Consider the following 26,812-nt stretch of genomic DNA (forward strand, 5'->3'; position numbering starts at 1 on the left):
TTTAGGACGATCATGACCATGTTGAATGTTCTGTCTTGTTCATGAGTATCTACTGATTGTTAGATGTGATGCAAGACATGGAACGCGGATTCCCGCATTTCACTTCACGGAGGAAAGGAGGCCCGAGTGGCGCGGAAACCCAAGGCCCTGCTGGTCATGAACCAGAAAACATTTGCTGACCAGTTCGATTCCACACGGCTTGACCGTTTGGCGCGCCTGGTAGATCTCGGCCCGGAACCCTGGACCGCGTCCCTTGACCGGCCTGCGCTTGCCGGGCGCCTGGCCGATGTTGAAATCCTGCTGACGAGCTGGGGCGTGCCGCGGCTCGACGGTGCCGCCCTCGCACGCATGCCAAAGCTTCGTGCAATATTCCATTGCGCAGGCACCGTGCGCAGCTTTGTCACTCCGGAACTGTGGGAGCGGGGCATCCTGGTGACCAACGGGGCAGACGCCAATGCCATCCCGGTAGCGGAGTTCACCTTTGCGTCCATCGTGCTGGCTGGAAAGAAGGCACACGTGCTGGCCAATGATGCCCGGGTCTTCCGGGACGACTGGAACTACACCACGAAACGGGGTGAGCTGGGCAACATTGGACGGGTCATTGGCGTCATCGGGTTCTCCCGCATTGGACGCCGGGTAGTGCACCTGGTCCAGCAACTGCAGGATGTCCGTTGCCTAGTCAGCGATCCCTACGCGGATCCCGCCGCCGTGGCCGCGGAGGGAGGGCAGCTGGTGTCCCTCCCGGAGTTGATGGCCGCATCGGACGTGGTGACGGTGCATGCACCTGCCCTACCCGAGACCAAACACATGATCGGCGCGGCCGAACTACGGGCCATGAAGGACAACGCAACGCTGATCAACACGGCCAGGGGCTCACTCGTGGACACGAAGGCCCTCGAAGCCGAGTGCGCTACCGGGCGCATCCAGGCCCTGCTGGACGTGACTGAGCCCGAACCGCTGCCGGCGGATTCGGTGCTGTACGACCTCCCGAATGTCCAGATCACCCCCCACATTGCAGGGTCGCTGGGCACCGAAACCCGCCGCATGTCCGACGCCGCCCTGAACGACCTCGAACGGTACCTCACCGGACAACAGCTGGCCGCGCAAGTGGTGTCCGCGGACCTTTCACTCAGCGCCTGACAACGTAACCGCCGCAGCCCGCGGCCCATTTGAAAACCTAGTAAGGAGACCGCAATGAAGCGCACAACCCTCGCCGCCATCGCCCTGGCAGTGACTGCCGGCCTTGGACTCACCGGCTGCGCCGGGGCAGCCGGCCCGGCCGAACCCCAAGGCCAGGACGGAAAGACCCGCCTTACCGTGTCCGTGTGGAACTACGAAGGCACCCCCGAATTCAAGGCACTGTTCGACAGCTACGAGGCCGCCAACCCCAAGGTGGACATTGAACCCGTGGACATCCTGGCGGACGACTACCCCCAGAAGGTCACCACCATGCTGGCCGGCGGCGACACCACGGACGTCCTGACCATGAAGAACGTCATTGATTACGCGCGCTACGCCAACAACGGCCAGCTGCAGGAAATAAACACTGTGGTGGACAAGGTGGGCAAGGACAACCTGGCCGGCATTGATGCGTTCGATATCAACGGCAAGTACTTCGCCGCGCCGTACCGGCAGGACTTCTGGCTGCTGTACTACAACAAGGACCTGCTCAAGGCCGCCGGCGTGGAGAACCCGGCGGACCTGACCTGGGACGAGTACACCGCGCTTGCCAAGAAACTCACCACCGAAGCGGGCGGCAAGAAGGTGTACGGCACCTACCACCACATTTGGCGTTCCGTGGTGCAGGCCATCGCCGCCGCACAGAACAACGCCGACCAGAACAGCGGCGACTACAGCTTCTTCAAGGACCAGTACAACACCGCACTGGACCTCCAGAAGAGCGGCGCCACACTGGATTTCGGGACGGCCAAGAGCCAGAAGACCAGCTACCGCACCATGTTTGAAAGTGGGCAGGCTGCCATGATGCCCATGGGCACCTGGTACATCGCAGGAGTTTTGCAGGCTAAGAAGGACGGAAAGACGAACGTAAACTGGGGCCTGGCTCCCATGCCCCAGAAGAGCGAGGGCGGGAAGGTTACCACGTTCGGCTCCCCCACGGCTTTCGCCGTAAACAAGAACGCTGCGCACTCGGACGAGGCAAGGAAGTTCATTGAATGGGCAGCCGGTGAGGAGGGCGCCAAGGCGATCTCCAGGATCGGCGTTGTTCCGGCCCTGCAGAACGATGCCGTCAAGGACGCCTACTTCAAGCTCGAGGGGATGCCCACGGACGACCTGTCCAAGAAGGCCTTCACCCCGGACCAGATTGCCCTGGAAATGCCGGTCAGCGACAAGTCCGCTGCGACAGACAAGGTCCTGAACCAGGAGCACGACCTCATCATGGTGGGTGAACGCCCGGTGGACGACGCTATTGCCGAGATGGGCAAGCGCGTCAAGAGCGAAGTCCTCGGTCAGTAACAGCAGCATGACTACTGAAACCATTCCTTCGAAGGTTGCCCCGGCCGCCGGCCGGGGCAACCGGAAGCAGGCCAGGCGCAACACCCTGATCGGCTGGACGTTCATCCTGCCAAACTTCCTGGGGTTCCTGGCCTTCACGCTCATTCCGGTGCTGGCAGCATTCGCCCTCTCCTTCATGGAGTGGACCTCCTTCACCGCCCCCAAATGGGTGGGGTTGGCCAACTTCCAGCGGATGTTCGCCAGCGATTCCTTCTGGGTGGCACTGCGGAACACCGTGGTCTACGCCATCGGGCACGTTCCGCTCACCATGGCCCTGGCCCTTCTGCTGGCCATGCTGCTGAACCGCAAACTCAAGGGCATTGGCTTCTTCCGGGTGGCCATCTTCTTCCCCTACATCACCTCCCTGGTGGCGGTGGCAGTGGTCTGGAACATGCTGTTCAGCCCGGACAACGGCCCCATCAACCAGTTCCTGCACGCCATTGGCATCGCCAATGCGCCGGGCTGGACCTCCAGCTCCGACTGGGCACTGCCCGCAGTCATCATCACCAGCGTCTGGCGGGATATGGGCTATTACATGGTCCTGTACCTGGCCGGGCTGCAGGCCATCCCTACCGAACTGTATGAAGCGGCAGAGGTGGACGGCGCCAGTGCGTGGCAGCGCTTCTGGAACGTCACCATCCCGTCCCTGCGGCCCACCACCTTCTTCGTGGTGGTCATGCTGACAGTCTCCAGCTTCAAGGTCTTCGACCTGATCGTGGTCATGACCAACGGCGGACCGGGACGCTCCACCACCGTGCTGTCCCAGCTCATCTACCAGGAAGGCATCGGTGAAGGAAAGTTCGGCTACTCGTCCGCCATCTCCCTGGTGCTGTTCCTCATCGTCCTGACGGTCACCGTCCTGCAGTTCAAGATCCAACAGCGGAGGGAACGCTGATGACCAACATGGCCGAAGACCTCAAGACCGAAGCTCCCCTCGCCGGCCTGGCACCTGCCACGGAAGACCGCCGTCGGATTGACCGCAGACGCTCGACCCGGGAGCGGGAAAAGCGCACCAGTGACCTGGTCATCTATTCCGTCCTCGCCGTCCTGGTGGTGGCACTCATGGTGCCGTTTATCTGGATGGTCTCCTCGTCGCTGAAGGAGAACAACCAGGTCCTCACGGTTCCCATCCAGTGGATTCCCAGCGAATTCGTGTGGAGCAACTACACGGACATCTGGACCCGCATTCCCATGATGGGCTACTTGCAGAATTCGCTGTACCTGGCCGTGATCATCACGTGCCTGCAGGTGCTGACGGGTTCCCTGGCCGCCTACGGGTTCTCGAAGGTCCGCTTCCCAGGCAGGGATGTCCTGTTCCTGGCCTACATCGGCACCATCGCTGTGCCGTGGCAGGCCTACATGGTGCCGCAGTACATCATGATGCAGAACCTGGGGCTCACCAACAGCTTTAACGCCCTGATCCTGCTGCAGGCGTTCGGCGCGTTCGGCGTGTTCCTGATGCGCCAGTACTACATGACCATCCCGGATGAACTGTGCGAGGCCGCCCGGATTGACGGCCTGAGCGAGTACGGCATCTGGGCGCGGGTGATCCTGCCGCTGTCCAAGCCGGCGCTCGCCAGCCTGGCACTGCTGACGTTCGTGAACACCTGGAATGACTACATGGGGCCGTTCATCTACCTCACGTCCAACCGGCTCTGGACGGTCCAGCTGGGACTGCGTTCATTCGTAGGACAGTTCGACGCGGAGTACGCAATGATCATGACCGGCTCGGTCATCTCGGTGATCCCCATCCTGGCGATCTTCCTGGTTGGCCAGCGGTACTTCATCCAAGGCATCGCAACGAGCGGCATGAAGGGTTGAGTGCAGTGCGGGAGCAAGCAGCACCGCGGCGCGGACTGGCCGGGCGGATTCCGAGTCCCGGGTTTGACACCTTTGGGAGCATCTTCGGGTTCGTTTATACGTTCCTGGCCGGGAACGTGCTGATGGCTGCGGCCAACGCCCCGCTGGTGCTGTGCCTGGCCCTGGTAGCGGACCCTGTTGCCGCATGGCCGTTCTTCCTGGCACTTTCGGCCACCGTCCCGCCGTCTCTCTCCGGCCTGTTCGCCGCCTTCAAGGCATTGAACGACGACGGTATTGCGGTCAAGCCGGTCGCCTCCTTCCTGCGGGGCTACCGGCACGGCTTCCGGCGCTCGGCCCTGCTGGGCCTGGCCGCCGTGGCGGCACTGCTGTTCCTTGGCGTGGACCTGGCCATCGTCCAGTCCATGCCGGCCGCGGCGCTGCTGGTGCCGGTGATCGCGGTGGCCGCAGCCCTAACGGTGGCCGTTGCCGTGATGGCGGTTGCCGGCGTCGCACTCTTCCCGGCCGCCGGCCTCAAGGGCCTGGTCAAGGCCGCTTTATACGTGTCCGTGCAGCGCTGGTACCTGAGCCTGGCCATGCTGGTGCTTCTGGGAATCATCGCTGCCGCCGCCCTGCTCCAGCCGGTCCTCGGCGTGGCGCTGGCCCCGGCGCCGCTGCTGTTCGTGGTGTGGAGCAACTCCGATTATGCCTTCTCCGCTGCACTCCGCACTCCCCAGGATACCCATTGACCTCTTTTGCCATCGGCGAGCGCGACTTCCTCCTGGACGGCGAGCCGTTTCGAATCCTTTCCGGCGCCATCCACTACTTCCGGGTGCACCCGGGTTCATGGGCAGACCGGATCCGCAAGGCACGGCTGATGGGGCTCAACACCATCGAAACGTATGTGGCCTGGAATGAACACGCCCCCAGCCCAGGCGTTTTCCGGACTGATGGCAGCCTGGACCTTGGCCGCTTCCTGGACCTCGTGGCGGCCGAGGGCATGCGTGCCATCGTCCGGCCCGGCCCGTATATCTGTGCAGAATGGGACAACGGCGGGCTGCCGGCGTGGCTGTTCACGGATCCCACCATCGGCGTGCGCAGCAGTGAGCCCGGCTACCTGGCCGCCGTGGATGCCTTCATGGACCAGCTGCTGCCCATCGTGGTGGAACGGCAGGTCACCACGGGCGGTCCCGTCATCCTGCTCCAGATAGAAAACGAGTACGGAGCCTACGGCGCGGACAAGGAATACCTCCAGCACCTCGTGGACGTTGCCAAGCGGGCGGGCGTGGAGGTGCCGTTGTTCACCTGTGACCAGCCTTTCGGCACCATGATCGAGGACGGTTCGCTCCCCGGGCTGCACAAGACCGGCACCTTTGGCTCGAGGGCGGATGAACGGCTGGCCTTCCTGCGGGAGCGGCAGCCCACGGGGCCGTTGATGTGCGCCGAGTTCTGGAACGGCTGGTTCGACAACTGGGGAACCCACCACCACACCACCGATGCTGCCGCCGCTGCAGCGGAACTGGACGCCCTGCTGTCCGCCGGGGCATCGGTAAACATCTACATGTTCCACGGCGGCACCAATTTCGGTTTCACCAACGGCGCCAATGACAAGGGCATCTACGAGCCCACCATTACGTCCTACGACTACGACGCCCCCCTGGCCGAAGACGGCTTCCCTACGGAAAAGTACTTCGCGTTCCGCAGTGTCATCGCCAAGCACTTCCCGGTTCCGGCCGAAGTACCAGGCCGCCGGCCTGTTGCCGCCCAGGCCGGGGTGGAATTGACGGAAAGCGTACCGCTGCTGGATGTCTCATGGCTGGGCAGTCCGGCCCAGGTGGTGGCCGGAGCGGTTCCAGCCGCCGAAGCCACCGGCCAATACCGCGGATTCTTCCTTTACGAAAAGGTCCTTGCCCGCAGCGGTGTACTCTCCTTCACCGACGTACGTGACCGGGCGCAGTTCTTCCTGGACGGCTTTCCGCTGGGAACGCTGAGCCGCGAACTCGGCGAGCGCTCCATCGTCATCCCCCGGGAAGGGCTGTTGCAGGTGCTTGTAGAGGACCAGGGCAGGGTCAACTACGGGCCCAGGATCGGCGAAGCGAAGGGCCTGATCGCACCGGCGCTACTGGATGGCGCAGAGGTTCTGGACTGGGCCCTCCGGCCGGTGGACCTTGCCCCGCTGGGTGACTTCCGGCAGGAAGCCGGGGAACTCCAAGGTTCCGGCGGCGTTGCGGGCCCATCCGTGTCCTTCGGGTCGTTTGCTGCCGACGGTCCCGGCGACCGATACCTCCGGCTCGACGGCTGGACCAAGGGCAACGCCTTTATCAACGGGGTCAACCTGGGACGCTACTGGAGCCGCGGCCCGCAGCGCACCCTCTACATACCCGGGCCGCTCGTCCGGCAGGGGCTCAATGAGCTGGCCATCCTGGAACTGCACGGCAGCTCCACACGGCTGGTGGGGTTCGCCGGCGCCCCGGACCTGGGCCCTGGCGAAAAGTAGGTTGATCTGCGAGAAGCGTCATTGACATCGGGTCCGTCCGGGAGCACATTGGGAGCGTCGCACACGGGGCCGGCAGGTTCTGGACGGGCACATCCCGCCCTGCCGGTCCCCTTTCCCGGCGCACACAGCCCCGGACGAACTCAATAACCACTCCTTATGAAGGAGCCAGAAATGCCCGCAGTAACGGTCACGGACCTTGCAACCAAATCTTTCGACGAGCCCGATGAGAAGCGCCGCCCACCCAAGACCCAGGTGGATGTGGTCAGCATTGGCGGCGCCACCCTTGGCCGGTTCACCTTCGAGCCCGGCTGGCGCTGGTCTGAAACCGTGAAGACGGTGGTCAAGACGGACAGCTGCCAGAACAACCATCTGGGCTTCTGCACCGGCGGCACCTTGACGGTGCAGCTCAACGATGGAACGCAGAAGACCATCCACGCCGGTGACGCCTATTCCATCCCGGCCGGGCACGACGCCTGGGTGGAGGGCGGCGAGACGTTCGTTGGGTATGAAGTCATCAGCGCGGCCGAGTACGCCAAGCCCGCCTGATTCTGCGGAAGCACGGCGACCCGGCAGGAAAGGGAGGTCCCCCAGACCTCCCTTTCCTGCCGCCGGGGCCCTACCGTTGAGGGGAACACGACGATCGGAGAGCAATGAAAGTCACCGTCATCGGCGGCAGCGGCCACATCGGTTCGTTCCTGGTCCCCCGGCTGGTCCGCGCAGGCCACGAAGTCACCAACATCAGCCGCGGCACCAGCGCCCCCTACACGGACACGCCCGAATGGCAACAGGTCCACCAGGTCACCGCGGACCGGCAGGAGGAAGACCGGGACGGAACGTTCGCCGAGCGGGTGTCCGCGCTCAAGCCGGATGCCGTGGTGGACCTGGTCTGCTTCTCCCTCGAATCTGCGGCGGCGCTGGTGCACCGGTTGCGCGGCGAGGTGGGGCACCTGCTGCACTGCGGCTCCATCTGGCGCTACGGGCAAAGCCTGAAGCTGCCCATCCGGGAAGGTTCGGATTCCGCCGCAGCACCCTTTGGCGACTACGGCATCCAGAAGAACCGGATCGCGTTGATGCTCAAGGAAGAGACCGCCAGCGGAGGCCTGGCAACCACGTCGCTGCACCCCGGCCACATCGTCGGTCCGGGGTGGCACCCCGTTGGCCCGCTCGGAAACCTGGATCCGTCCGTCTGGCAGACGCTCTCCGCCGGCCAGCCCCTCCGGATCCCCGGCAGCGGCGCGGAACTGATGCACCACGTGCATGCCGACGACGTCGCCCAGGCTTTCGAAAAGGCCATCGCGCAGCGGGAGGCGGCCGCCGGCGAGGACTTCAACATCGTGGCCCCCACAGCCCTGACCGTGCGTGGCTACGCGGACATCGCGGCTGCCTGGTTCGGGCACGCCGCCGTGCTGGAGACGGTGACGTGGGACCGCTTCCGCGAAAACACCTCCCGGGACTACGCCGAGTCCAGCTGGGGCCACCTCTACCGCAGCCACTGCTTCAGCATTGAAAAGGCCGCGTCCGTGCTGGGTTATGCGCCCCGGTATGAGCCGGAGCAGGCCGTCTTCGAATCCATCCAATGGCTGGTGGAGCATGAGCGGCTGCACGTCGCCCGGCCCCTGGGCGTCCCCGCGGGCTGACTCCGGCCGGGCGGCACCCGCTAAACGGGCACCCGCCGGAGCCGTGCCACCAGCGCGGCGGCCAGCAGGGCTGTCGCCAATTCCAGTGCGATGACCAGCAGCAGTTCCGCCGCGCCGTCCGCAGGGGCAACGGACGACGGCGGGGCGCCGGCATGGGCGTGCCCCGCACCGCCGGCGGCCAGCAGCAGAAAAGCGTGCACGGCGGCCATGGCCACTGCAGCGGCGGTGACCTGGTGCAGGGCGCCCACGCGGCTGTGCCGCCAGATGTGGACCGCGCACGGCATGCAGATGGCGGCGAGTGCCAGCATGAGTACACTCAGCCACACCCCATGACGGCCGGCAGCGGCCAGCCACAGGTGTGCCGCGCAGCAGACGGCGGTGACCACGGCCACCAGCCGCGGATGCAGGACCGGACCCCTGGCACCGGCCCGTCCTGCCGCCGTCGTGCTCCCTGCCGGCGCGAGGAGGTCAGTGGCAGGAGCCACCACTGCCGCCCTCGGTGTGGCAGGCCGCAGCCTGCATGTTCGGATCGGCCGGGACATCCAGCACCGGGCTGCGGTCGAAGAAGCCCTCGGGACGGAGCTTGAAGCCCACGGTGTCCACGGGCATGATGGGCCAGTCCTCCACGCGGGGGAAGTGGGTGAGGCCAAAGGTGTGCCACACCACGATGTCCTGCCCGTCGATATCGCGGTCCTGCGCCACGTAGGCCGGCAGGCCCGCTCCCCCGGCGTGCTGGTTCACGAAGTCGCCCGTGGGGTAGCGCTCGTCCTCGGCGTAGCGGGTGACCCACAGGTCCTTGGTGGCGAACGCGGCCCGGCGGGCGATGGAGGAGCCGGGATCCGCCAGCAGGGTGGGCTGGTTGTGGGAATGCAGCTTGTAGCCCACGGGTTCGCCCAGCCGGTTCCGGGAGTCCGGGTTGGAGATGATCCAGGTCCGGCCGGTGCGCGCGTCGGCCTCCCGGACACCCTGTGATTCACGGGCCAGGACGGTGCGCCTGCGGGAGAAGGCATTGCCCCGCTCATTGCCGGGTCCCATGGCCTGGCGGACCACATCCTCCTCCTCCACGCGGTTGGTGAACCCGTCGATGGCCATGTCCAGCCGGGCACTGAAGAGGTGCTGATGGAAGGGCGCGCCCAGCCCGGGTGCCAGCTGCGAAATGTTATCCGAGCCGCCCTCGGGGAAGGCGGACGTGAAGACAATGCCGGTGGCCTTGGCCTCGAATTCGATGGTGCCGTCCAGGTAGAGGTACCAGTAGAAGCCGTAGTCGTAGTTGCCGATGGTGGTGAAGAAGGAAATGACCAGGCGCCGGTTGCGGCGGGTGTAGGTGACGCCGCTCCAGAGGTCCGAGTGCTTGGAGAGGATGCTCCAGTCCTCCTCGTGCATGCAGATGCCGTTGCGGATTTCCCGGGGGTTGCCAAAGGCATCGGAGATGACGGGGCTCAGGTAGGTGATCTCGCCCAGGCAGTCGCAGCCCAGTTCCAGGGAGTTGGCGTACTGGCCCACCAGGTATTCGCCGGTGTCGAAGTAGTTCTGCCAGGACCGGACCGGTGACGGGTCACCGTACGGGACCACCATCTCGGCGATGGACGCCCGGTTGATGATGGGCCGCTTCCGGCCGCCGTCCTGGAAGGCAAGGTTGTGCAGGACCACGCCTTCACGGACATCGAACCCCACATCCACGCTCCACTTTTCCCACTCCACGTGGTTGCCGCCCGTCACCGTGAAGCTGGGCCCCTCCGGCTGGGTAATGCTGATGGGTTTCTGGGTGGTCCGCAGCGGCCCGGTCAGTTCCGGGTCCGTGTAGTTGCCGTGCTCGGCCGGGATGGGCATCACGCCGAGGTCGATCACCTGGGTGACCTCCTTGCTGACCACGTCCACATAGGCCACCAGGCCGTCCACGGGGTGCGCCCAGGCGCTGTCCTCCGGGAACTCCTGGACGAATGCCAGCCCGCGCAGAATGCGCCGGCCCTTCTCCCCGGCATATTCGAAGACACCGGCGGACAGCGGAGCCACGCGGACTTTCTCCACGGCGAGACCGCGGTCCGCCAGCGCCTTGAGCCACCGTTCATCGGTGGCCAGCAGGGACTCCACCACTTCGAATTCCTCCTCCAGGACCGGTAGTTCGCCGGTCACCGCGGTGTCGAGTTCGACGGCGGAGGCCACCTTTTGATGCGTGGCGGAGACAATGACGTCGCGTGGGGCCGCGCCGGAGACGTCGTGGATGAACACACGGAAGCGGCGGTCCGCGGTTTCCGGAGCCGCGCCGCGGGCGGGATCGAGCAGGCCAAGGTAGGCGATCCTGTGCTGCGGGCCCAGGTGGCCTTCCGCCTGCAGGATGGCCCGAACCTGCAGGATTTCGGCGGCGGTTGCCAGGCCAAAGGCGGAGACAGTTTCGGTTGGGGCAAGCGTCATGGGGGTGAACCTTTGTCCGGGCCGTTTCCGGCCACTGGGTTTATTTTCTATAGTTGTAGAGAATAAACGTCCGTAACATGGCTCACAAGAGGCTGGACCAATATTTTTTCGGGGAGTGGCCGCAGTGCCCAAGATTGTTGACCATGACGAGCGGCGCCTGGAACTGGTGGATGCCACCTGGAGGATCATTGCCCGGCAGGGCCTCGAAGGCGCCACCATGCGGGAGATTGCCATGGAGGCAGGATTCGCCAACGGCGCACTGAAACCCTACTTCCCCACCAAGGACACACTGCTGGAGTTCGCATTCAGCCATGTGTTCAACCGCACCAACCAGCGGATTGCAGAGGTCACGCAGGGCAAGTCCGGCCTCGCCGCACTCCGGGCCTTTTGCCTTGAAGTGCTCCCCCTGGATGAGGAGCGCGTCAACGAGGCACGGATTGTTATCCCGTTCTGGCAGAGGGCGGTCAACGATGCCGAAAAAGCCGGGATCCACCAGCGCTCCATGGACGAATGGTTGGCCGCCATCCGGCGCTACCTGGCGGAGGCGAGGGACAGCGGGGACGTGACCGCCGCCGTCGACGACCACGTCCTGGCCGGCCAACTTTTGAACATGCTCCTTGGCGCGCAGATTGAGGCTGCCCTTGCGCCGGAGGGCAGGACGGACTTTGGACACGCCGCCCAGCTTGAGGGCTACCTTGCGCTGCTCGGCAAAAATCCCGCGGGCAAATGAGCGCCATACTCGAAAGTATGCTTACTATTGAGGGGTCAGGTTCTGGTTCACACCGGAGCGAGCACGAACTGTAAGGAGCATCTCCATGGGTTTGGATGACAAGATTGGCAACGCAGCAGAGAAGCTCGGCGGCAAGGGCAAGGAAGCTGCCGGAAACGCCACAGGCGATGAAAGCCTGAAGGCCGAAGGCCAGACAGACCAGGCAAAGTCGGACCTCAAGCAGGCCGGCGAGCACGTCAAGGATGCGTTCAAGAAGGATTAATCGACGCTCGCGTAATGGGTGCAGCTCCAGCAGGAGCTGCACCCATTGTCGTTTTCAGGGGAATTCGGCTCCGGCGCCTTCGGCGGGCGGCCCGTTCCTCATGTCCCGCAGTTCCTGCAGCAGCTTCAACTGTTCGGCATTGATGTTCATGAGCATTTCTATCTGCGCCGCCGCCCTCACGTCCGTCTCATAGTCATGCTGCGCCATCGCCGAGGCAATGGCATCCTGGCGCTTGGCCGCGATCAGCAGGATGGCCCCCTGCAGGCCGGCCAGCATGGACAGGAAAAGGTTCAGGAGGATGTAGGGATAGGGGTCCCACGCACTGGTTGCCAGGACGTAGGAGTTCAGGGCAGCCCACAGCATCATGAAAGCCAAAAAGATGCCCACGAAGGGCCAGCTGCCCATCCCGTTCCGGAGGGTGTCCGCGGCCCTTTCGCCAGGGGTGAGCCCTTCCTTGTGCCGCCGGTGCCAGTTGACTCTGATGTCCGCCATGGACCCAGACTATGTCCCGCCAGCCCGGCGGCGCGGCTAGTGGATAAGACCCGACACGAGGTTGATGGTGGTGGCCAGCACGATCGCACCAAGGAGGTAGGACAGCAGTGCCTGCCGCAGGACGGTGGAACGGATGGCGTTGGTTTTGAGGTCGGTATCGGACACCTGGAACGTCATCCCCACAGTGAAGGCCAGGTAGGCGAAGTCCGCGTACCGGGGAGGGGTCTTCTCGTTGAAATCAACGCCGGTCCCGTCCCGGTAGTAAATGGCCGCATACCTCAGGGTGAACAGGGTGTGGACCAGGAACCAGGACAAGGCAATGCTGCCCAGGGCCATGGCCACGGTTGCGTCCTTGGTGTAGCCCTGGGCATTGGAGGCATCCGCCAGGATCAGCCCCACGCCCGCAAAGCTGGCCACCGTGGCCGTGAGCACCAGCGCATCCGAAAAGACCCGGCCCGGGTCCTCACGCAACGCATGGGCCGCGGTGGCGGCGGGCCCCAGGCGCCCAATGACGATCCACACCCACAGCAGGTACGTCACGGACGCAGCAGCCCAGCCAAGAGCGGGTGCGTATGCCCAATTGCCCCAAAAGCCCACCAGCAGGGCGGCAGCCAGGCCCACGCCCAGCATCACCAGCATCCTGAGCCGCGAGTGGTGCGCAGGGGAATTAAAGTTCCGCTTGATGCCCCCGGGGGCAGCTGCTCCGTCCATGGCTCGATCCTGCCACGGGAGGCTGCAGCCCACCTGTGAAGCGCGCGCCGGATTTACCCAGCGCGGAGCCGCAGTTTTATTTTCGCCAACTGTTGAAAAAAGACGGAGCCGGGGTTAATCTGGACTCACTGTGTCCCACGACACAGCCGGGGGAACGTCACGCTGCATACGTAACGAGGAACACCATGCCAGCAACAGCTCCAACCCGGGCAACGTCCGGACATGCACCGCAGGACCTTGTTTCCAGGGTGGCCGGCTCGTTCGACCACTGGAAGCACCTGGTGGCCGAATCCTTCGTGCCCCTCACAGCGCGGACCGACGACGTGGACGGCTTCCGGGGACAGATGCGTTCGCGGGTGCTGGACCGGATGTCCATCGTTGAAGTCACCGCCAGCTCCCACGAGGTCCACCGCACGCCGGCGTTGATCGCCCAGGCCCACGAGCGCTACTTCAAGCTGAACCTGCAGCTGGAGGGAACGGGCCTGCTGATCCAGGACAACCGGGAAGCGGTGCTTCACCCCGGGGACCTTGCCATCTACGACACCAACCGGCCCTATACCCTCGCCTTCGAGGAAAATACCCGGATCATGGTGCTCATGTTTCCCTGCGACGCGCTGTCCCTGCCCACGGATTACGTCGGCCAGCTTGCGGCGGTACGGATGGGCAGCAGCGGCCTCAGCGGCATTGTGGGCCAGTTCATCCGGCAGCTGTCGTCGAACCTGGATGTCCTGAACGGGCCCAGTGGATCCAGGCTGGCCACGAATGCCCTGGACCTGGTGTCCACCATGCTGCATGCGGAAATGGACATCTCCCCGGACAGGATGAAGCCGCAGGCACTCCTGGCCGTGTCGATCCGGGAGTACATCGAGGCCAACCTCTCCGAGCCGCTGCTGTCACCGGCGGGAATCGCCGCGGCGCACTTCATCTCCACCCGGCACCTGCACAACGTCTTCCACGAGTCCGGCAGCACAGTTGCCGGCTTCATCCGGAGCCAGCGCCTGGACGGTGCCCGGCGGGACCTTCGGGACCCGCTGCACGCCGGAAAGTCCGTGGGCGCCGTGGCCGCCGCCTGGGGATTCCTGGACGCCGCCCACTTCAGCCGCACGTTCCGGGACGCGTTCGGGGTCTCCCCCACCCAGTGGCGCCGCGGCGGCTAAATCAAGCCCTGCTGGAAAAAGCCCTCCCGGATCAAGCCCTGCTAGATCAAGCCCTGCGCCAACATGGCGTCGGCCACCTTGATGAAGCCGCCGATGTTCGCGCCGAGCACGTAGTTGCCCGGTTCGCCGTATTCCTCGGCGGTTGCCGCGCACCGGTCGTGGATGCCCACCATGATGTCCGTCAGCCGCGCCTCGGTATGCTCGAAGGACCACGCGTCCCGGCTGGCGTTCTGCTGCATTTCCAGGGCCGACGTGGCTACCCCTCCCGCATTCGCCGCTTTGCCGGGACCGAAGAGCACCCCGGCGTCCTGGAACACCGCCACGGCGTCGCGCGTGGACGGCATGTTGGCACCTTCCCCGACGGCCATCAGGCCGCCGCGCACCAGCCGGGCGGCAGCACCGCCGTCGAGCTCATTCTGGGTGGCGCACGGCAGCGCCACCGAAGCGTCCACGTCCCAGACCGAGCCGCCGTCCACGTAGGCAACGCCCGCCCGCCGCTCGGCGTAGTCCTTGAGCCGCGCCCGCTGCACTTCCTTCACCTCGCGGAGCAGTCCGACGTCGATGCCCGCCTCATCCACCACATAACCGGAGGAATCGGAGCAGGCCACCACGGTAGCGCCGAGCGACTGCGCCTTGGCGATGGCGTTGATGGCCACGTTGCCGGATCCGGAGACAACCACGCGCTGGCCATCAAAGGACGTCCCGCGGGTCCGGAGCATCTGCTCTGTGAAGATCACAGTGCCAAATCCGGTGGCCTCCGGCCGCACCAGTGATCCGCCCCAGGAGATGCCCTTGCCGGTGAGAACGCCGGACTCATACCGGTTGGTGATCCGCTTGTACTGGCCGAAGAGGTAGCCAATTTCGCGGCCGCCCACACCGATGTCGCCGGCGGGGACGTCGGTGTATTCGCCGATATGGCGGTAGAGCTCGGTCATGAAGGACTGGCAGAACCTCATGACTTCGGCGTCGCTGCAGCCGCGGGGATCGAAGTCGGAACCGCCCTTGCCGCCGCCGATGGGCATTCCCGTCAGGGCGTTCTTGAAAATCTGCTCAAAGCCGAGGAACTTGACGATCCCGAGGTATACGGAAGGGTGGAAGCGCAGGCCTCCCTTGTACGGGCCCAGGGCGGAGTTGAACTCCACCCGGAAGCCGCGGTTGATCCGCACGCGGCCGGAGTCGTCCGTCCAGGGGACCCGGAAGATGATCTGGCGCTCGGGCTCGCAGAGGCGCTCCAGGATCGCGGCTTCCAGGAATTCGGGGTGGCGGTCGTGCACCGGGCCCAGGCTTTCAAAGACCTCCACCACCGCCTGGTGGAATTCTGTTTCCCCCGGGTTCCGTGCCAGGACGGTGTCCCTAATGGCTTCCAGCCGTGCGTCCATGAACTTTTTCCTTACCGTTGCGCCGGGGCAGGAGCGGCCGCCGGGCAGGCAACATCGCCCCGATAGGTTTACGTTTCAACCTATCGGATTGCGACCGGGCGCCGTTAGCCGGGCACCCCCACGTGCGCTAATCTCCACATTGTGACAGCAACCTTCCGCTATATGAGATTCCATCAGCCGCGTGGCCGGGACAGGATGCCCTGATGCCGTACGTCTGCCTCCTCCTTTCGGGCGCCGCCCTGCTGGTCAACGGCCTCGCCACCCTTGGGCACCTCCCCCGCCGCGACGCCGCCGTCCTCAGCCTCGTCGTCGGGGGCACCCAACTGGCGCTCGGCGTCGTCCAGCTTTCCTCGTCCGGGGACGCTCCGGCGATGCTCCTGACGGCCGCCGGCATGTTCCTGTTCGCGGTGACCTACCTGTACTCGGGACTGGACTTGCTGCTGGCACTCGGGGGCCGTGGCCTGGGCTGGTTCTGCGGGATGGTGGCATTCTGCGGGCTGGTGCTGGCGGCCGCCTGGCTGGCCATTGACCCGCTGCTCGCGGTTCTTTGGCTGTGCTGGTCCGCGCTGTGGGCACTGCTGTTCGCCGGCATGGCTCTCGACGCAGTGCGGCTCGAACCCTTCACGGGCTGGGCCCTGGTGCTCACCAGCCAGGCGTCGGCCACGGTTCCGGCGCTTCTTGGCCTGGCCGGTCTCTGGCCGCGATCGGCCGCCGTTGCGTGGCTGGCCGCGTTGCTCCTGGCGGGCCTGTTCGTGGCAGCACGCACACTGGCCCGGCGCGGACAGAATGTTCCGCGCCGGGCCGGTGCCGGGAAGTCCCTGCCGGCTAAGTGAGCGCGTGGCCCAGGGTGGCAATGTGGTGGCGGCGCTGGATGGCCGATTCCACCAGGACGCCGGCCAGGAAGACCACCGGGACCGCCACCAGCAGGGCCGTCGCAGTCTCGGCGCTGCCGCCGATGAGGGCGGTGAAGTTGCTGACCACCAGGGACAAAACCCAGGCCAGCAGGACCGCCGCCAGGACGGGGGCGACGCGGGTCTGCCACAGTTGGGCGCCGGCGCTTTCCCGGCGGAAGAACGCGACGACGGCCGCGGAGCACAGCATGTACAGCACCAGCAGTGCCGCCACGGCCAGGCCGCTGAACCAGGAAAACAGCGTCAGGACGGGATCCAGGGCCAGGATGGCGAAGGGCACCACCAGCACGACGGCGGTGGCGGACTGGACCCAGGCTGCCACGGCAGGTGCCCGGTGCCGGTTGGTCCGGGCGAGGACGGCGGGCATGGAACCACGCAGCGCCAGGGAGTGGAGGTAGCGGTTGATGCCGTTATGGAAGGCGATGATGCCGGCGAGCAGCGAGGTGACCAGGAGGATGCCGGCCACGATGCCCGCCCAGGGGCCGAACAGTTCCACGAGCGGGCCCAGGACGAAGGACGTGGCATCCCCTGATTCGAGCGCGGCGCCCGCGGCGTCCATCACCTGCGAGGGGCCGTAATAGCTGACCAGCATCCAGGAAATAAAGGCGAAGAACACCGAGATCACGCCGACGGACAGGTAGGTTGCCCGGGCCACGGTGCGGTGCGGATCCTTGGCCTCGGCGGAGTAGATGGCCGTGGACTCGAAGCCGAACATGGAGGCCACCGCGAACATGATGGCAACACCGGGAGCTCCTGCGCCGATGGCTTCCGGGGAGAAGGACGCGGCCACGCTGATGCCTTCCGGGCCGCCGCCATGGAACAGCACGGTGAAGCCGAACATCAGGAGGATGGCCACCTCCAGCCCCACCAGCACGGCCAGCACGCGGGCGCCGAGTTCGATGTTGAGGGAGCCCAGTACCTGGACGCCGGCCATGGTGGCCAGGGCCAGCAACCACCAGGGAATGTCCAGCCCGGCAGAGGCAAGGAGCCCGGAGAACGCCGCACCGTAGAGCCCGTACATGGCAGCCTGGACGGTGCTGTAGGCCAGCAGTGCCAGCCAGGCCGCGCCGGCTCCGGTCCGCCTGCCGAATGCCGCCGTCACGTAGGCGTAGAAGGCTCCGTTGGCCTGGATCTTCCGGCTCATCGCCACAAAACCCACGGCGAAGATCACGATGACGATGCCCACGATCAGGTAGGCGCCCGGGGCGCCGGCGCCGTTGCCCAGCGCTGCCGCGAGCGGCGCTGCGCCGACGATCCCCGTCAGTGGTGCCTGGGCGGACAGGACGAAGAACAGGATGCCCAGCACGCCGATGCTGCCGGCGCGGAGGGCCGTGGAATGCTCCTTTGCCGGAGCGTCAGTGGTCCGGGCCTCGGAATTCGAAATACTCATTGGATCCTTCTTAACGGTCATGAGTTCGGGAAAATTGCTGTGGGATCCAGCTTGGCAGCGGCGCCCGCTGCTGCTTTGTCCACCAGCGATGAGTTGTTGTCCGTCAGCGCAGTGCCGGCCGGCCGCTGACAATCGATGCTGCTTCAAGCGCGGCCTCCATGCCGCTCTCGATGGCACCATCAATGAAGCCGCCCCAGCCGTTGGCGATGTCAGAGCCGGCAAAGAGGACGTTTCCGTGCCCAGCCTGCAGGGCGGCCAGGTGGTTGGCCAGGAAGCCTGTCCTGTGCATCGGCCATGTCTCCCCTGCCAGCGGATCCGCCACCCAGTCGTGGGTGGCCACCTCCAGCACCTCAACGCCGGGCACCAGCCGGGCCAGCTGAGCCTGCACTGCGGCCCTGTCAGCGGCGTCGAGCTTCGACGCGTCCGGGCCGAAGCCGACGACGATCGTGTCGCCGTCGAGCGTGTATTCAGCCTGGAAGAAGTTCAACGGCCAGTCGGCGTTCCCCAGTGCGACAAAGGGTGCACGTTCGCCCCGGAGCCGGATCCATACCTTGACGCCTTTGGAGATCTGCCCGCGCCGGGCGCCGTCCGTTTTGGCCGGTGGCAGCGGCGGCTCGAACACGATTCCCGGGAGGACATGCATAGGCACCGTCACAATGGCCGTCTTTGCGGTCACCGTCCGGCCGCCGGTGCTGCGGACGGTCACGGAATGTCCGTCGTCGACGATCCCCGCCGCCGTGAAGCCGAAGTCCATGCCCGCCTGTGTGTCCTGGAGGATGGCGTTGGCCAGGGCCGCGGTTCCACCCTGGATCTTGTAGGTGGCGCAGGCTTCGAAGTTGACGGCCCAGTCACCGTTGGTCAGGGCCACCCAACGCAGCGCCTGGGTCAGGGCGGCGTCCTCCAGCGGACCATTGAAGTTCAATGCCCAGAACGATTCCAGGATGTCCCGCGCAGTCCCCGCGGGGAACTGCTCCCGGATCCGGTCCTGGACCGCGATGTGGTCGATCTCCTTGAAGTCATCGCTGGCCAACGGACTGAAGGGCTCGGGGAAGTAGCGGCGCGAGTCCTGGACGAACTGCGCATTGCAGGTGCCGATCAGTTCCAGAAGGTCGGCGGGGGCACCTGCCCGGCGGGCGCCGTCGGCCCACCAGAAGGCCTGCTGCGGCTCCGGGCTCGGAACCGTGCCGATGCCGTAGCGCTTCAGTTCGGCCCAAACGTAAGGCTGGGTCCAGTGCACCCACGTTCCGCCGATCTCAAGGTCCCGGCCCAGCCGGTGGTCCAGCCAGGTCCTGCCTCCTATGCGGGCCCTGGCTTCCACGATGTGCACGGACAACCCCTGCCGGTTCAGTTCCCGGGCAGCGGTCAGGCCGGCGAACCCGGCCCCCACGATAATGACGTCCAGGCCGTCGTTTTCCACGGCGCTGCGTTCCTGATCCATGGGGCGGCCTAGGAGTAGACGAAGAATTCGACGGTGGGCGCCAGCACGGCCCAGCGCGTGCGTGCCCCTTTGTTGAAGGATGCGGCACCGCCGGCGGTGAGCTCATACACATCCCCGCCCTCCACTTCGATGCGGAGGTGGCCCTCGATGATGTGGATGGTCTCGTCCGCCTCCATAACGAGATCGAAAGGCTCGGGCGCCTCTGTGGGGTCGACGTGCCAGTAGCCGCAGGCGAGGGCAGGCCGGCCGCCCTCGCCAAAGCGGCGGATCCACTGGACGCGGCCAAGTTCAAAGGGCTCATTCCTGGCGGGGTCAAAGGAGGACGAGGTGGTGAATGCAGTCGTTGTGGTCATAAGTGCTCCAAGGGAAGGGCCGGCTTGTTGCCGGGGCGGTCACCGGAAAACGGGACGGAACAGGTTCGCCTGTGATGGGCATCACCCGATGGAAGCAATCTAAGCAATTGCTTAGTTTTAAGTCAATAGGGGATTTGAACCGGCCTGGTGCTGGCTAGACTCGTCGTCATGACTGCTTCAACTGCCCCCGCGGCGACACCCGGGTACGGCAAAGGGCGTGAAGCCCTGCTGCGCGCCGCGGTGGACGTGGTGGCGCAAAAGGGCCTGCGCGGGCTTACCTACCGGGCAGTGGCGGAGGCCGCGGGCGTGAACAATTCCCTGGTGGCACACCACTTCGGGTCCCGGGATGCGCTGATTGCCGCCGCGCTGCGATGGGCCTCGGAGCAATCCATCGCCGCGTCCAGGTTGCGGGAGGCAGCGGAGCAGGAGGGAAGCTTCACCGAAGCACTGCTGGAGCTGCTGCTGGAGGATCCCGGACTGCAGGTATTCCAGTACGAGATGATCCTGGAAGCACGCAGGCGCCCCGAATTGGCCGGCCCGGTGGCGGAACTGTACGAAAACTACGTCAACGCACTTGCCGAGGGGCTGCAGGCTTTTGGCGTCCAGGGCGACGTCCGCATCGTTGCCCGCACGCTCTTCGCGGCCCTGGACGGACTGGTGCTGCAGTACCTGGCCGGGGTTGGGCGGGACCAGATTGCCGCGGCCCTTGAGGAGGTACACCGGGTTGTGCTTTCGCGGCGGGAGGCGTGAGCGGCCGCCACCGCCCGGGCACGCCAAAGCGCGGCCGGCCGCCCTTGGGGGCAGCCGGCCGCGCCGGTGATGTTTAGTTGTACCGGCCTACCGCAGCACCACGGTCCGGTTGCCCTGCAGCAGGACCCTGCCCTCGCAGTGCCATTTCACCGCGTTGGAGAGGGCCTTGCATTCCGTGTCGCGGCCGGCGGCCACCAGGTCCTCGGGCCCGTAGGTGTGGTCCACCTCCACCACCTGCTGGGCGATGATGGGTCCCTCGTCCAGTTCGGCGTTGACGTAGTGGGCGGTGGCGCCCACCGTCTTGACGCCACGTGCATAGGCCTGGTGGTACGGCTTGGCGCCCTTGAAGCTTGGCAGGAACGAGTGGTGGATGTTGATGGCGCGGCCGTCCAGCTTCCGGGTCAGGTCGTCACTGAGCACCTGCATGTAGCGGGCCAGCACCACCAGTTCCACCTCCAGCCCATCAACCAGTTCCATGAGCCTGGCCTCGGCGTCGGGCTTGGTGTCAGCCGTGACCGGGATGTGGTGGAACGGGATGCCGTGCCACTCCACCAGGGCCTGGTGGTCACGGTGGTTGGACACCACCGCCACCACGTCAACGGGAAGTTCGCCGATGCGGGCCCGGAACAGCAGGTCGTTGAGGCAGTGCCCAAACTTGGACACCATGATCAGCACCCTGCGCTTTGAACCGTGGCGTTCCAGCTGCCACCGCATGCCGAACTTGTCCGCCACGGGAGCAAACGATTTCCGCAGGGTATCCAGCGTGGACTCGTCCCCCTCGGACACGAAGTGGACGCGCATGAAGAAGTGGCCCTCGGAGCGCTCACCGAACTGCTTGTTGTCGATGATGTCGCAGCCGTGTTCCAGCAGGAAGCCGGAGACGGCGTGCACAATGCCGGGGCCCTCGGCGCAGTCGAGGGTCAGGACGTGTTCCACGGTGGTGGGCGCCTTCGGGGCGGGCATCTGGGTTTCAGTAACAGTCATGGCTCAGCACTCGATCACATTCACGGCGAGTCCTCCTCTGGAGGTTTCCTTGTACTTGGTTTTCATGTCGGCTCCGGTGTCGCGCATGGTCTTGATGGCCTTGTCCAGCGAGACCTTGTGGCTGCCGTCCCCGTGCAGGGCCAGGCGGGCTGCGTTGATCGCCTTCACGCTGGCGATCGCGTTCCGCTCGATGCAGGGGATCTGCACCAGGCCGCCCACCGGATCGCAGGTGAGGCCCAGGTTGTGCTCGATCCCCACCTCCGCGGCGTTCTCAACCTGGGCGGGCGTTCCGCCGAGCACTTCGCAGAGCCCGGCCGCCGCCATCGAGCAGGCGGAGCCCACCTCCCCCTGGCAGCCCACTTCGGCACCGGAGATGGAGGCGTTCGTCTTGAACAGGATTCCGACGGCGGCAGCCGCCAGCAGGAAGCGGACCACGCCGTCGTCGTCTGCTCCCGGAACAAATTTCACGTAGTAGTGCAGCACGGCAGGCACGATCCCGGCAGCGCCATTGGTGGGCGCGGTGACGATCCGCCCGCCGGCCGCATTCTCCTCATTGACGGCGAGCGCGAACAGGTTGACCCATTCCATCGCCAGCAGCGGGTCCGCCGGCGCCTGGACGGGCGACGGCGTTGCTGCCGCCGCCTTTGCGGACGCCTCCGCCGATGCTGCGGAGGCAGTCAGCGTGCGGAACAGCGCAGGTGCGCGCCGGGGTACCTTGAGGCCGCCCGGCAGGATGCCCTCGGCGTTGCAGCCGTTCTCCACGCATTCGCGCATCACGGCCCACAGGCCCAGCAGCTTCTCCCGCAGTTCGGCTTCGCTGTGCCAGGTGAGCTCGTTGGCCAGCATGACGTCGGAGATGGACATGCCTTCGCGGCTGCAGATCTGCAGGAGCTCGTCCGCCGTGGAGAACGGGTAGGGCAGGACGGTGTCGTCCGCCACCACCTTGTCCGCGCCTTCCGCGTCGCCGTCCACCACGAACCCGCCGCCGATCGAGTAGAAGCTCCGCTCTCTCAGCACGGCTCCGGTGTGGTCGAAAGCCCGGAAGGTCATGCCGTTGGGGTGCGCGGGAAGGGACTTGCGGCGGTGGAGCACCACGTCCTCTTCCCAGTTGAAGTCCACGCGGTGCGAACCGGCGACGTGCAGTTCAGCGTTGAGGGCCGCGGCCGCCACCTGGTCGTCCGCGGTGAACGTATCCACCGTTTCGGGTTCCAGGCCCTGCAGTCCCAGGACCACCGCCTTGTCGGAGCCGTGGCCGCGCCCCGTGGCGCCCAGGGAACCGAACAGTTCCGACTGGACGCGCACGGTGGATGCCAGCTGGCCGTCGCCCTTCAGGCCATCGGCGAAGAGCTTGGCCGCCCGCATCGGGCCCACCGTGTGTGATGACGAGGGCCCGATGCCAACAGAGAACAGGTCCAGGACGCTGAGCGCCATCAGGGGACCTCTGGCGAGGCGTACTCCCGCATGGCGTCCAGCAGCCACCGGCCCAGGAACTCGGCGAACGATGCCCGCGGGAAGATCCGGAAGGAGTCCTCACCGGTCTTCCACAGGATGGCGGGGATGTTGGCGATCTCCGTGGAGTAGGCGGTGCCGGCCTTGAACACCCGGGGGTGCAGGTCCAGCGAGCAGCCCTTTTCCAGGACCGCCCGGGCACGGGGGCCGGACAGTTCGAACGTGGTCCGGTTGGCGGACAGGTCCACCACCTGGCCCGCGCCGTCGCCCAGCGCGTCCCGGAGGGCGGGGATCAGGCCGCCGCCCAGGGACTCGTGTGCCTCGGTGGGTGCCACCACCAGGAATTCACCGGGTCCCAGCCAGAGGACCGAGGTGTCGCCGGAGCTGTCCACGGCGCCGACGCCGGCCGGCAGTCCGCCGGTGACGGCGGCCAGGCGCTGCGCGGTGTCCGATCCTGCCTGGGCCCGGAGACCCACCATGGTGAGGAAGGGCAGCTCCCTAAGTTCGACGGTGCCGGCCAGGGAGTCTGCCGCGAAGGCCTCCGCGAGCTGCCTGGCAGGGCTGACGCGGGCTGCGAGATTCTTGTCTGCGGCGGTGGGGGATGCTGCTGTTTCAGCCATCTTTACGGGTCCCTTCTGGGTCAAAAAGCACTGTTTCTGCAACAACCACGTCAACCAGCTGGTCGCCGGCGGCGGCCACCAGGGTCTCGCCGATGCGGTTGCGGCCGTTCTTGATCAGGGCCAAGCCGAAGGACCTGCCCAGCGCTGCGCTGTGGTAGCTGGAAGTCACGAAGCCTTCCATCGGCACCGGGCCGTAGGCCGGGTTGGTTGAGCGGCCCTTTTCCACCAGCTGGGTGCCTTCGGGCAGCCGGAGCGTTCCGTCGACGGGCAGGACGCTCACCAGGTGCTTGCGGTCCTCGCGCTGGGCATCGGCCCGGGAGTAGGAGCGCTTGCCGATGAAGTCCTTGGCCTTGGAGACAATCCACTCCATCCCGGCATCCTGCGGCGTGACGGTGCCGTCCGTGTCCTGGCCGACGATCGGGTAACCCTTTTCGGCGCGCAGCACGTGCATGGTTTCCGTGCCGTAGGGGGTGATGTTGAATTCAGCACCTGCGGCGGCCACGGCTTCCCAGGTGTTCAGTCCGTACCAGGCCGGCACGTTGATTTCGTAGGCCAGTTCACCGGAGAACGAAATCCGGCAGATCCGGGCCCGCACGCCGGAGGCAAGGATGGTTTCGCGGAAGGTCATGAACGGGAACGCCTCGGCCTCCAGGCCACCGTTGGCAGCCAGTTCCGGAGCCACCTTCGCGATGACTTCGCGGGACTTGGGTCCCACGACGGCGATGGTGCTCCACTGTTCCGTCACCGAGGTGCAGTGCACGTCCAGTTCGGGCCACTCGGTCTGCAGCCACTCCTCCAGCCAGTCCAGGACCTTCGCGGCGCCGCCGGTGGTGGTGGTCATGAAGTAGGTGGCGTCGTCCACGCGGAGGGTCACGCCGTCGTCGAAGATCATCCCGTCCGGCGTGCACATGACGCCGTAACGCGCCGAACCCGGGGCGAGCTTCTTGAACGCGTTGGTGTAGACCCGGTTCAGGAACTCCCCCGCGTCCTTGCCGCGGATCTCGATCTTGCCCAGGGTGGTGGCGTCCATGAAGCCCACGGATTCGCGGACGGCGGCGCACTCGCGGAGCACGGCAGCGTCCATGTCCTCCCCGCCCTGGGGGTAGTACCAGGGCCGCTTCCACTGTCCAACGTCCTCGAACAGTGCGCCCTTGGCGACGTGCCAGGGGTGGATGGAGGTGATGCGGGCGGGATCGAACAGTTCACCGCGCTGGCGTCCGGCCAGTGCCGCGAAGGCCACCGGGGTGAACGGTGCACGGTAGGTGGTGGTGCCGATGTCGCCGATGCCGCGCGAGGCCTCGCCGGCCGTGCGGAGGGCCGCCGCGATCACGCCGATGGCGTTGACGCCGGAGGTCTTGCCCTGGTCGTTGGCGGTGCTGATGGAGGTGTACCGCTTGATGTGCTCCACGGAACGCATGCCGGCCCCGGTGGAGCGCAGCACATCAGCCACGGACTGGTCGCGCTGGAAGTCCACGAAGTGGTGGTGCCAGTCGTCGGGGGTGCCGTTCTCCCCCGGCACCAGCCAGAGCTGGCGGGTGGGGGCGGCGGCCTTGGGCTCAGCGAAAACGGAAGGCTCGACGGCGGATTCGAAGCCCGCGGCGATGGCGGCCCGCGCGCCGGCGGAGACGCCCTCGGCAAGGCAGTCGGCGGTGGCGAAGGAGCCGCGGCCGGAGCCGATGGTCTGCTGGTTGGGCACTTCGGTGCTGGGCACGAAGGCTGCCAGCTCGTCGTCCCAGCGCAGCTTGCCCTGCCGCTGCGAGTGCAGGTGGACCAGCGGGCTCCAGCCGCCGGACACCGCCAGCAGGTCGCAGGCGATCTGCTCGATGCCGGAGGTGAGCTCGCCGTCGTCGTTGATGCTGCGGACGGTGACGCCGTCCAGCCGGCCGGATGCGTCGGCAGAGGTGTTGGCCACCGCGCTGCCGATCAGCACCCGGATTCCGGATTCGACGGCGGCAGTTGCCACGGCGGTCAGCGCAGGGCGGGCGTCCACCACCGCGGCAACCTTGACGCCGGCGGCGGCGAGATCGGCTGCGGCGGCGTAGGCACTGTCGTTGGTGGTGCTGATGACCACGCGCTTCCCGGCGGCCACGCCGTACCGGTTGAGGTAGGTGCGGACGGCCGATGCCAGCATGATGCCGGGGCGGTCGTTGTTCTCGAACACCAGGGGACGTTCGTGGGCGCCGGGCGCCAGGACCACCTGGTTGGCACGGATGTGCCAAATCCGCTGGCGTGACACACCGGGAGCCGCGGGGCTGCCCAGGTGGTCGGTGCGGTTCTGGACGGCGATGACGTAGTTGGCGTCGTAGGCGCCGAACGCGGTGGTGCGGTTCAGCACGGTGGATTCCGCGCCGGACACCAGCTCGGCTTCGACGTCGGCCACCCATTCCAGGGCGGGCTTGCCCTCGATGGTCTCTGCCACGCCCGGGGCCGTGGAGCCGGAGAGCAGGGAGCCGCCGAGCTCGGGCTGGTCGTCCAGGAGCATCACGCGGGCACCGCTGCGGACTGCCTCGCGGGCCGCGGCCAGGCCGGCAGGGCCGCCGCCGATGACCAGGATGTCGGTGTGGACGTACTTCTTGTCGTACTCGGCGCGGTCATCTTCCGGATCCAGCTTGCCCAGGCCGTTCAGCAGGGTGGCCTGCAGCCCGTCCACCAGCGAGACGGTGGTGGCAGGGAGCATGGACTCGGCGACGTGGCCGGGGAACCGGGCCTCCACGCGGACCAGGGCGTTGGCTTCCTCGACGCCGGCGGACATGATGCCGCGGGGGCGGTCCTCGTAGAGCGAGTTGCCTGCGGCGATGTGGCCGTTGGCCAGCAGTGCCGAGGCCAGGGTGTCGCCGGGGTGCCCGGTGAACTCCTCGCCGTCAACGGTGAAGCGCCAGGAAATGGTGCGGTCGATGCGGCCGCCGGTTGCCAGGCGGGCGTTCTGGGAAGTCACTTGGTCGCTCCTTCCGGGGCGGTGCTGGGGCTGAGGGGGGTGGTGCTCGCCGGGCCGGTGCTTGCGGTGCCGGTATCGGCTGCAGGCGGGACGGGCGCGGCCGGCCGCGGCACGCCCATCGGGTACACGGCCTGGATGTCGTAGCTCACGGTGTCGCGGAGCATGTTGAACCACTGGCGGCAGCCGGTGCTGTGGACCCAGCGTTCGGCGAAGATGCCCTTGGGGTTCTCGCGGTAGAAGAGGTAGCGGGACCATTCGGTGTCGCTCAGCTCGTACGGGTTCTCCGGGTACGGAACGTGGGCCTGGCCACCGTAGTGGAATTCGGTTTCGTCCCGCGGGCCGCAGTTGGGGCATGGGATCAGCAGCATGTGCGTTAGTCCTTTTCTGGTGGCGG

At 66.2% G+C, this 26,812-nt stretch carries 26 protein-coding genes; 13 read left to right on the top strand and 13 right to left on the bottom strand.

The window, feature by feature from the left end:
- Positions 1-126 precede the first annotated feature (126 nt).
- From ASG79_RS13485 to ASG79_RS13520, 8 genes are all read left to right on the top strand, one after another.
- Complete coding sequence (locus ASG79_RS13485) at positions 127-1,140, top strand: hydroxyacid dehydrogenase (RefSeq protein ID WP_082581755.1); 1,014 nt, start codon at positions 127-129, stop codon at positions 1,138-1,140.
- 54 nt (positions 1,141-1,194) lie between these two features.
- Positions 1,195-2,475 (top strand): ABC transporter substrate-binding protein, encoded by a 1,281-nt coding sequence (locus tag ASG79_RS13490; protein WP_056391844.1) that lies wholly within the window; start codon positions 1,195-1,197, stop codon positions 2,473-2,475.
- Positions 2,476-2,482: 7 nt separating this feature from the next.
- Positions 2,483-3,409 carry a carbohydrate ABC transporter permease gene (locus ASG79_RS13495; protein WP_056391847.1) on the top strand — a complete coding sequence of 309 codons (927 nt, stop codon included), beginning with the start codon at positions 2,483-2,485 and terminating at the stop codon, positions 3,407-3,409.
- On the top strand, positions 3,409-4,335 hold the full coding sequence (locus ASG79_RS13500; RefSeq protein WP_082581756.1) for a carbohydrate ABC transporter permease: 927 nt from the start codon (positions 3,409-3,411) through the stop codon (positions 4,333-4,335). The genes ASG79_RS13495 and ASG79_RS13500 overlap by 1 nt, the downstream gene beginning before the upstream one ends.
- 5 nt (positions 4,336-4,340) lie before the next feature.
- Positions 4,341-5,060 carry a hypothetical protein gene (locus ASG79_RS13505; protein ID WP_235509809.1) on the top strand — a complete coding sequence of 240 codons (720 nt, stop codon included), beginning with the start codon at positions 4,341-4,343 and terminating at the stop codon, positions 5,058-5,060.
- The gene (locus ASG79_RS13510) at positions 5,057-6,808 is read left to right on the top strand and encodes a glycoside hydrolase family 35 protein (protein ID WP_056391854.1); all 1,752 of its coding nucleotides are present in this window, start codon (positions 5,057-5,059) and stop codon (positions 6,806-6,808) included. Before ASG79_RS13505 ends, ASG79_RS13510 begins: the two co-directional genes overlap by 4 nt.
- Before the next feature lie 171 nt (positions 6,809-6,979).
- Positions 6,980-7,354 carry a cupin domain-containing protein gene (locus ASG79_RS13515; RefSeq protein ID WP_018770049.1) on the top strand — a complete coding sequence of 125 codons (375 nt, stop codon included), beginning with the start codon at positions 6,980-6,982 and terminating at the stop codon, positions 7,352-7,354.
- Between the two features lie 104 nt (positions 7,355-7,458).
- Positions 7,459-8,445: an NAD-dependent epimerase/dehydratase family protein gene (locus tag ASG79_RS13520; protein WP_056391857.1), complete on the top strand. Its 987-nt coding sequence runs from the start codon at positions 7,459-7,461 to the stop codon at positions 8,443-8,445.
- A gap of 20 nt (positions 8,446-8,465) precedes the next feature.
- On the opposite strand, the gene ASG79_RS13525 is transcribed toward ASG79_RS13520, so the two are convergent.
- Both ASG79_RS13525 and ASG79_RS13530 read right to left on the bottom strand, forming a co-directional pair.
- Positions 8,466-8,933, bottom strand: a complete 468-nt coding sequence (locus tag ASG79_RS13525; protein WP_056391860.1) for a hypothetical protein — start codon at positions 8,931-8,933, stop codon at positions 8,466-8,468.
- Complete coding sequence (locus ASG79_RS13530) at positions 8,914-10,857, bottom strand: primary-amine oxidase (RefSeq protein ID WP_056391863.1); 1,944 nt, start codon at positions 10,855-10,857, stop codon at positions 8,914-8,916. Before ASG79_RS13530 ends, ASG79_RS13525 begins: the two co-directional genes overlap by 20 nt.
- A 124-nt stretch (positions 10,858-10,981) precedes the next feature.
- Here ASG79_RS13530 and ASG79_RS13535 point away from each other — a divergent pair, with 124 nt between their 5' ends.
- The gene (locus ASG79_RS13535; protein WP_056392088.1) at positions 10,982-11,587 is read left to right on the top strand and encodes a TetR/AcrR family transcriptional regulator; all 606 of its coding nucleotides are present in this window, start codon (positions 10,982-10,984) and stop codon (positions 11,585-11,587) included.
- Positions 11,588-11,672: 85 nt separating this feature from the next.
- Positions 11,673-11,849, top strand: coding sequence for a CsbD family protein (locus ASG79_RS13540; RefSeq protein WP_018770044.1), 177 nt, complete (start codon positions 11,673-11,675; stop codon positions 11,847-11,849).
- A gap of 54 nt (positions 11,850-11,903) precedes the next feature.
- Here ASG79_RS13540 and ASG79_RS13545 read toward each other — a convergent pair whose 3' ends face one another.
- Positions 11,904-12,341: a DUF1003 domain-containing protein gene (locus ASG79_RS13545; RefSeq protein WP_018770043.1), complete on the bottom strand. Its 438-nt coding sequence runs from the start codon at positions 12,339-12,341 to the stop codon at positions 11,904-11,906.
- 36 nt (positions 12,342-12,377) lie between these two features.
- Positions 12,378-13,052, bottom strand: a complete 675-nt coding sequence (locus ASG79_RS13550) for a DUF1345 domain-containing protein (protein WP_056391865.1) — start codon at positions 13,050-13,052, stop codon at positions 12,378-12,380.
- Positions 13,053-13,237: 185 nt separating this feature from the next.
- Between ASG79_RS13550 and ASG79_RS13555 the strand changes: the two genes are divergently transcribed.
- A complete protein-coding gene (locus ASG79_RS13555) occupies positions 13,238-14,209 on the top strand; it encodes a helix-turn-helix domain-containing protein (protein ID WP_056391868.1) in 972 nt (323 codons plus the stop codon).
- Positions 14,210-14,250: 41 nt separating this feature from the next.
- On the opposite strand, the gene gdhA is transcribed toward ASG79_RS13555, so the two are convergent.
- A complete protein-coding gene (gene gdhA / locus ASG79_RS13560; protein ID WP_056391869.1) occupies positions 14,251-15,588 on the bottom strand; it encodes an NADP-specific glutamate dehydrogenase in 1,338 nt (445 codons plus the stop codon).
- Positions 15,589-15,791: 203 nt separating this feature from the next.
- Here gdhA and ASG79_RS13565 point away from each other — a divergent pair, with 203 nt between their 5' ends.
- A complete protein-coding gene (locus ASG79_RS13565) occupies positions 15,792-16,421 on the top strand; it encodes an AmiS/UreI family transporter (RefSeq protein ID WP_056391871.1) in 630 nt (209 codons plus the stop codon).
- On the opposite strand, the gene ASG79_RS13570 is transcribed toward ASG79_RS13565, so the two are convergent.
- The 3 genes from ASG79_RS13570 to ASG79_RS13580 all read right to left on the bottom strand — a co-directional run bounded on the left by ASG79_RS13570 (position 16,414) and on the right by ASG79_RS13580 (position 19,680).
- Positions 16,414-17,889 carry an APC family permease gene (locus ASG79_RS13570; protein ID WP_018770038.1) on the bottom strand — a complete coding sequence of 492 codons (1,476 nt, stop codon included), beginning with the start codon at positions 17,887-17,889 and terminating at the stop codon, positions 16,414-16,416. The genes ASG79_RS13565 and ASG79_RS13570 overlap by 8 nt on opposite strands.
- Before the next feature lie 103 nt (positions 17,890-17,992).
- Entirely contained in the window at positions 17,993-19,327 is a 1,335-nt protein-coding gene (locus tag ASG79_RS13575; RefSeq protein ID WP_056391872.1) for a flavin monoamine oxidase family protein, read from the bottom strand.
- 8 nt (positions 19,328-19,335) lie between these two features.
- Positions 19,336-19,680, bottom strand: coding sequence for a cupin domain-containing protein (locus tag ASG79_RS13580; protein WP_056391874.1), 345 nt, complete (start codon positions 19,678-19,680; stop codon positions 19,336-19,338).
- 168 nt (positions 19,681-19,848) lie between these two features.
- On the opposite strand from ASG79_RS13580, the gene ASG79_RS13585 reads away from it, so the two are divergent.
- A complete protein-coding gene (locus ASG79_RS13585) occupies positions 19,849-20,430 on the top strand; it encodes a TetR/AcrR family transcriptional regulator (RefSeq protein WP_056391876.1) in 582 nt (193 codons plus the stop codon).
- Between the two features lie 87 nt (positions 20,431-20,517).
- Here the strand turns inward: ASG79_RS13585 and purU are convergent, their stop codons facing one another.
- Genes purU through ASG79_RS13610 form a run of 5 tightly spaced genes read right to left on the bottom strand, consistent with a single transcriptional unit; the run spans position 20,518 to position 26,786 of the window.
- Positions 20,518-21,414 carry a formyltetrahydrofolate deformylase gene (purU, locus tag ASG79_RS13590; protein ID WP_056391878.1) on the bottom strand — a complete coding sequence of 299 codons (897 nt, stop codon included), beginning with the start codon at positions 21,412-21,414 and terminating at the stop codon, positions 20,518-20,520.
- A gap of 3 nt (positions 21,415-21,417) precedes the next feature.
- Complete coding sequence (locus ASG79_RS13595; RefSeq protein ID WP_056391880.1) at positions 21,418-22,845, bottom strand: L-serine ammonia-lyase; 1,428 nt, start codon at positions 22,843-22,845, stop codon at positions 21,418-21,420.
- Positions 22,845-23,483, bottom strand: coding sequence for a sarcosine oxidase subunit gamma (locus tag ASG79_RS13600; RefSeq protein ID WP_056391882.1), 639 nt, complete (start codon positions 23,481-23,483; stop codon positions 22,845-22,847). Before ASG79_RS13600 ends, ASG79_RS13595 begins: the two co-directional genes overlap by 1 nt.
- Positions 23,476-26,418 carry a sarcosine oxidase subunit alpha family protein gene (locus ASG79_RS13605; RefSeq protein WP_056391884.1) on the bottom strand — a complete coding sequence of 981 codons (2,943 nt, stop codon included), beginning with the start codon at positions 26,416-26,418 and terminating at the stop codon, positions 23,476-23,478. Before ASG79_RS13605 ends, ASG79_RS13600 begins: the two co-directional genes overlap by 8 nt.
- The gene (locus ASG79_RS13610) at positions 26,415-26,786 is read right to left on the bottom strand and encodes a sarcosine oxidase subunit delta (RefSeq protein WP_018770030.1); all 372 of its coding nucleotides are present in this window, start codon (positions 26,784-26,786) and stop codon (positions 26,415-26,417) included. The genes ASG79_RS13605 and ASG79_RS13610 overlap by 4 nt, the downstream gene beginning before the upstream one ends.
- Positions 26,787-26,812: the final 26 nt, after the last annotated feature.

The organism is Arthrobacter sp. Soil761 (genome assembly GCF_001428325.1).
Classification (GTDB): Bacteria; Actinomycetota; Actinomycetes; order Actinomycetales; family Micrococcaceae; genus Arthrobacter.

Coding starts and splice junctions, on each gene's coding strand:
- ASG79_RS13490 (WP_056391844.1), top strand. CDS start 1,195: ATGAAGCGCACAACCCTCGCCGCCATCGCCCTGGCAGTGACTGCCGGC.
- ASG79_RS13495 (WP_056391847.1), top strand. CDS start 2,483: ATGACTACTGAAACCATTCCTTCGAAGGTTGCCCCGGCCGCCGGCCGG.
- ASG79_RS13500 (WP_082581756.1), top strand. CDS start 3,409: ATGACCAACATGGCCGAAGACCTCAAGACCGAAGCTCCCCTCGCCGGC.
- ASG79_RS13515 (WP_018770049.1), top strand. CDS start 6,980: ATGCCCGCAGTAACGGTCACGGACCTTGCAACCAAATCTTTCGACGAG.
- ASG79_RS13520 (WP_056391857.1), top strand. CDS start 7,459: ATGAAAGTCACCGTCATCGGCGGCAGCGGCCACATCGGTTCGTTCCTG.
- ASG79_RS13530 (WP_056391863.1), bottom strand. CDS start 10,857: ATGACGCTTGCCCCAACCGAAACTGTCTCCGCCTTTGGCCTGGCAACC.
- ASG79_RS13540 (WP_018770044.1), top strand. CDS start 11,673: ATGGGTTTGGATGACAAGATTGGCAACGCAGCAGAGAAGCTCGGCGGC.
- ASG79_RS13545 (WP_018770043.1), bottom strand. CDS start 12,341: ATGGCGGACATCAGAGTCAACTGGCACCGGCGGCACAAGGAAGGGCTC.
- ASG79_RS13550 (WP_056391865.1), bottom strand. CDS start 13,052: ATGGACGGAGCAGCTGCCCCCGGGGGCATCAAGCGGAACTTTAATTCC.
- ASG79_RS13555 (WP_056391868.1), top strand. CDS start 13,238: ATGCCAGCAACAGCTCCAACCCGGGCAACGTCCGGACATGCACCGCAG.
- gdhA (WP_056391869.1), bottom strand. CDS start 15,588: ATGGACGCACGGCTGGAAGCCATTAGGGACACCGTCCTGGCACGGAAC.
- ASG79_RS13565 (WP_056391871.1), top strand. CDS start 15,792: ATGCCGTACGTCTGCCTCCTCCTTTCGGGCGCCGCCCTGCTGGTCAAC.
- ASG79_RS13570 (WP_018770038.1), bottom strand. CDS start 17,889: ATGAGTATTTCGAATTCCGAGGCCCGGACCACTGACGCTCCGGCAAAG.
- ASG79_RS13575 (WP_056391872.1), bottom strand. CDS start 19,327: ATGGATCAGGAACGCAGCGCCGTGGAAAACGACGGCCTGGACGTCATT.
- ASG79_RS13580 (WP_056391874.1), bottom strand. CDS start 19,680: ATGACCACAACGACTGCATTCACCACCTCGTCCTCCTTTGACCCCGCC.
- ASG79_RS13585 (WP_056391876.1), top strand. CDS start 19,849: ATGACTGCTTCAACTGCCCCCGCGGCGACACCCGGGTACGGCAAAGGG.
- purU (WP_056391878.1), bottom strand. CDS start 21,414: ATGACTGTTACTGAAACCCAGATGCCCGCCCCGAAGGCGCCCACCACC.
- ASG79_RS13595 (WP_056391880.1), bottom strand. CDS start 22,845: ATGGCGCTCAGCGTCCTGGACCTGTTCTCTGTTGGCATCGGGCCCTCG.
- ASG79_RS13600 (WP_056391882.1), bottom strand. CDS start 23,483: ATGGCTGAAACAGCAGCATCCCCCACCGCCGCAGACAAGAATCTCGCA.
- ASG79_RS13610 (WP_018770030.1), bottom strand. CDS start 26,786: ATGCTGCTGATCCCATGCCCCAACTGCGGCCCGCGGGACGAAACCGAA.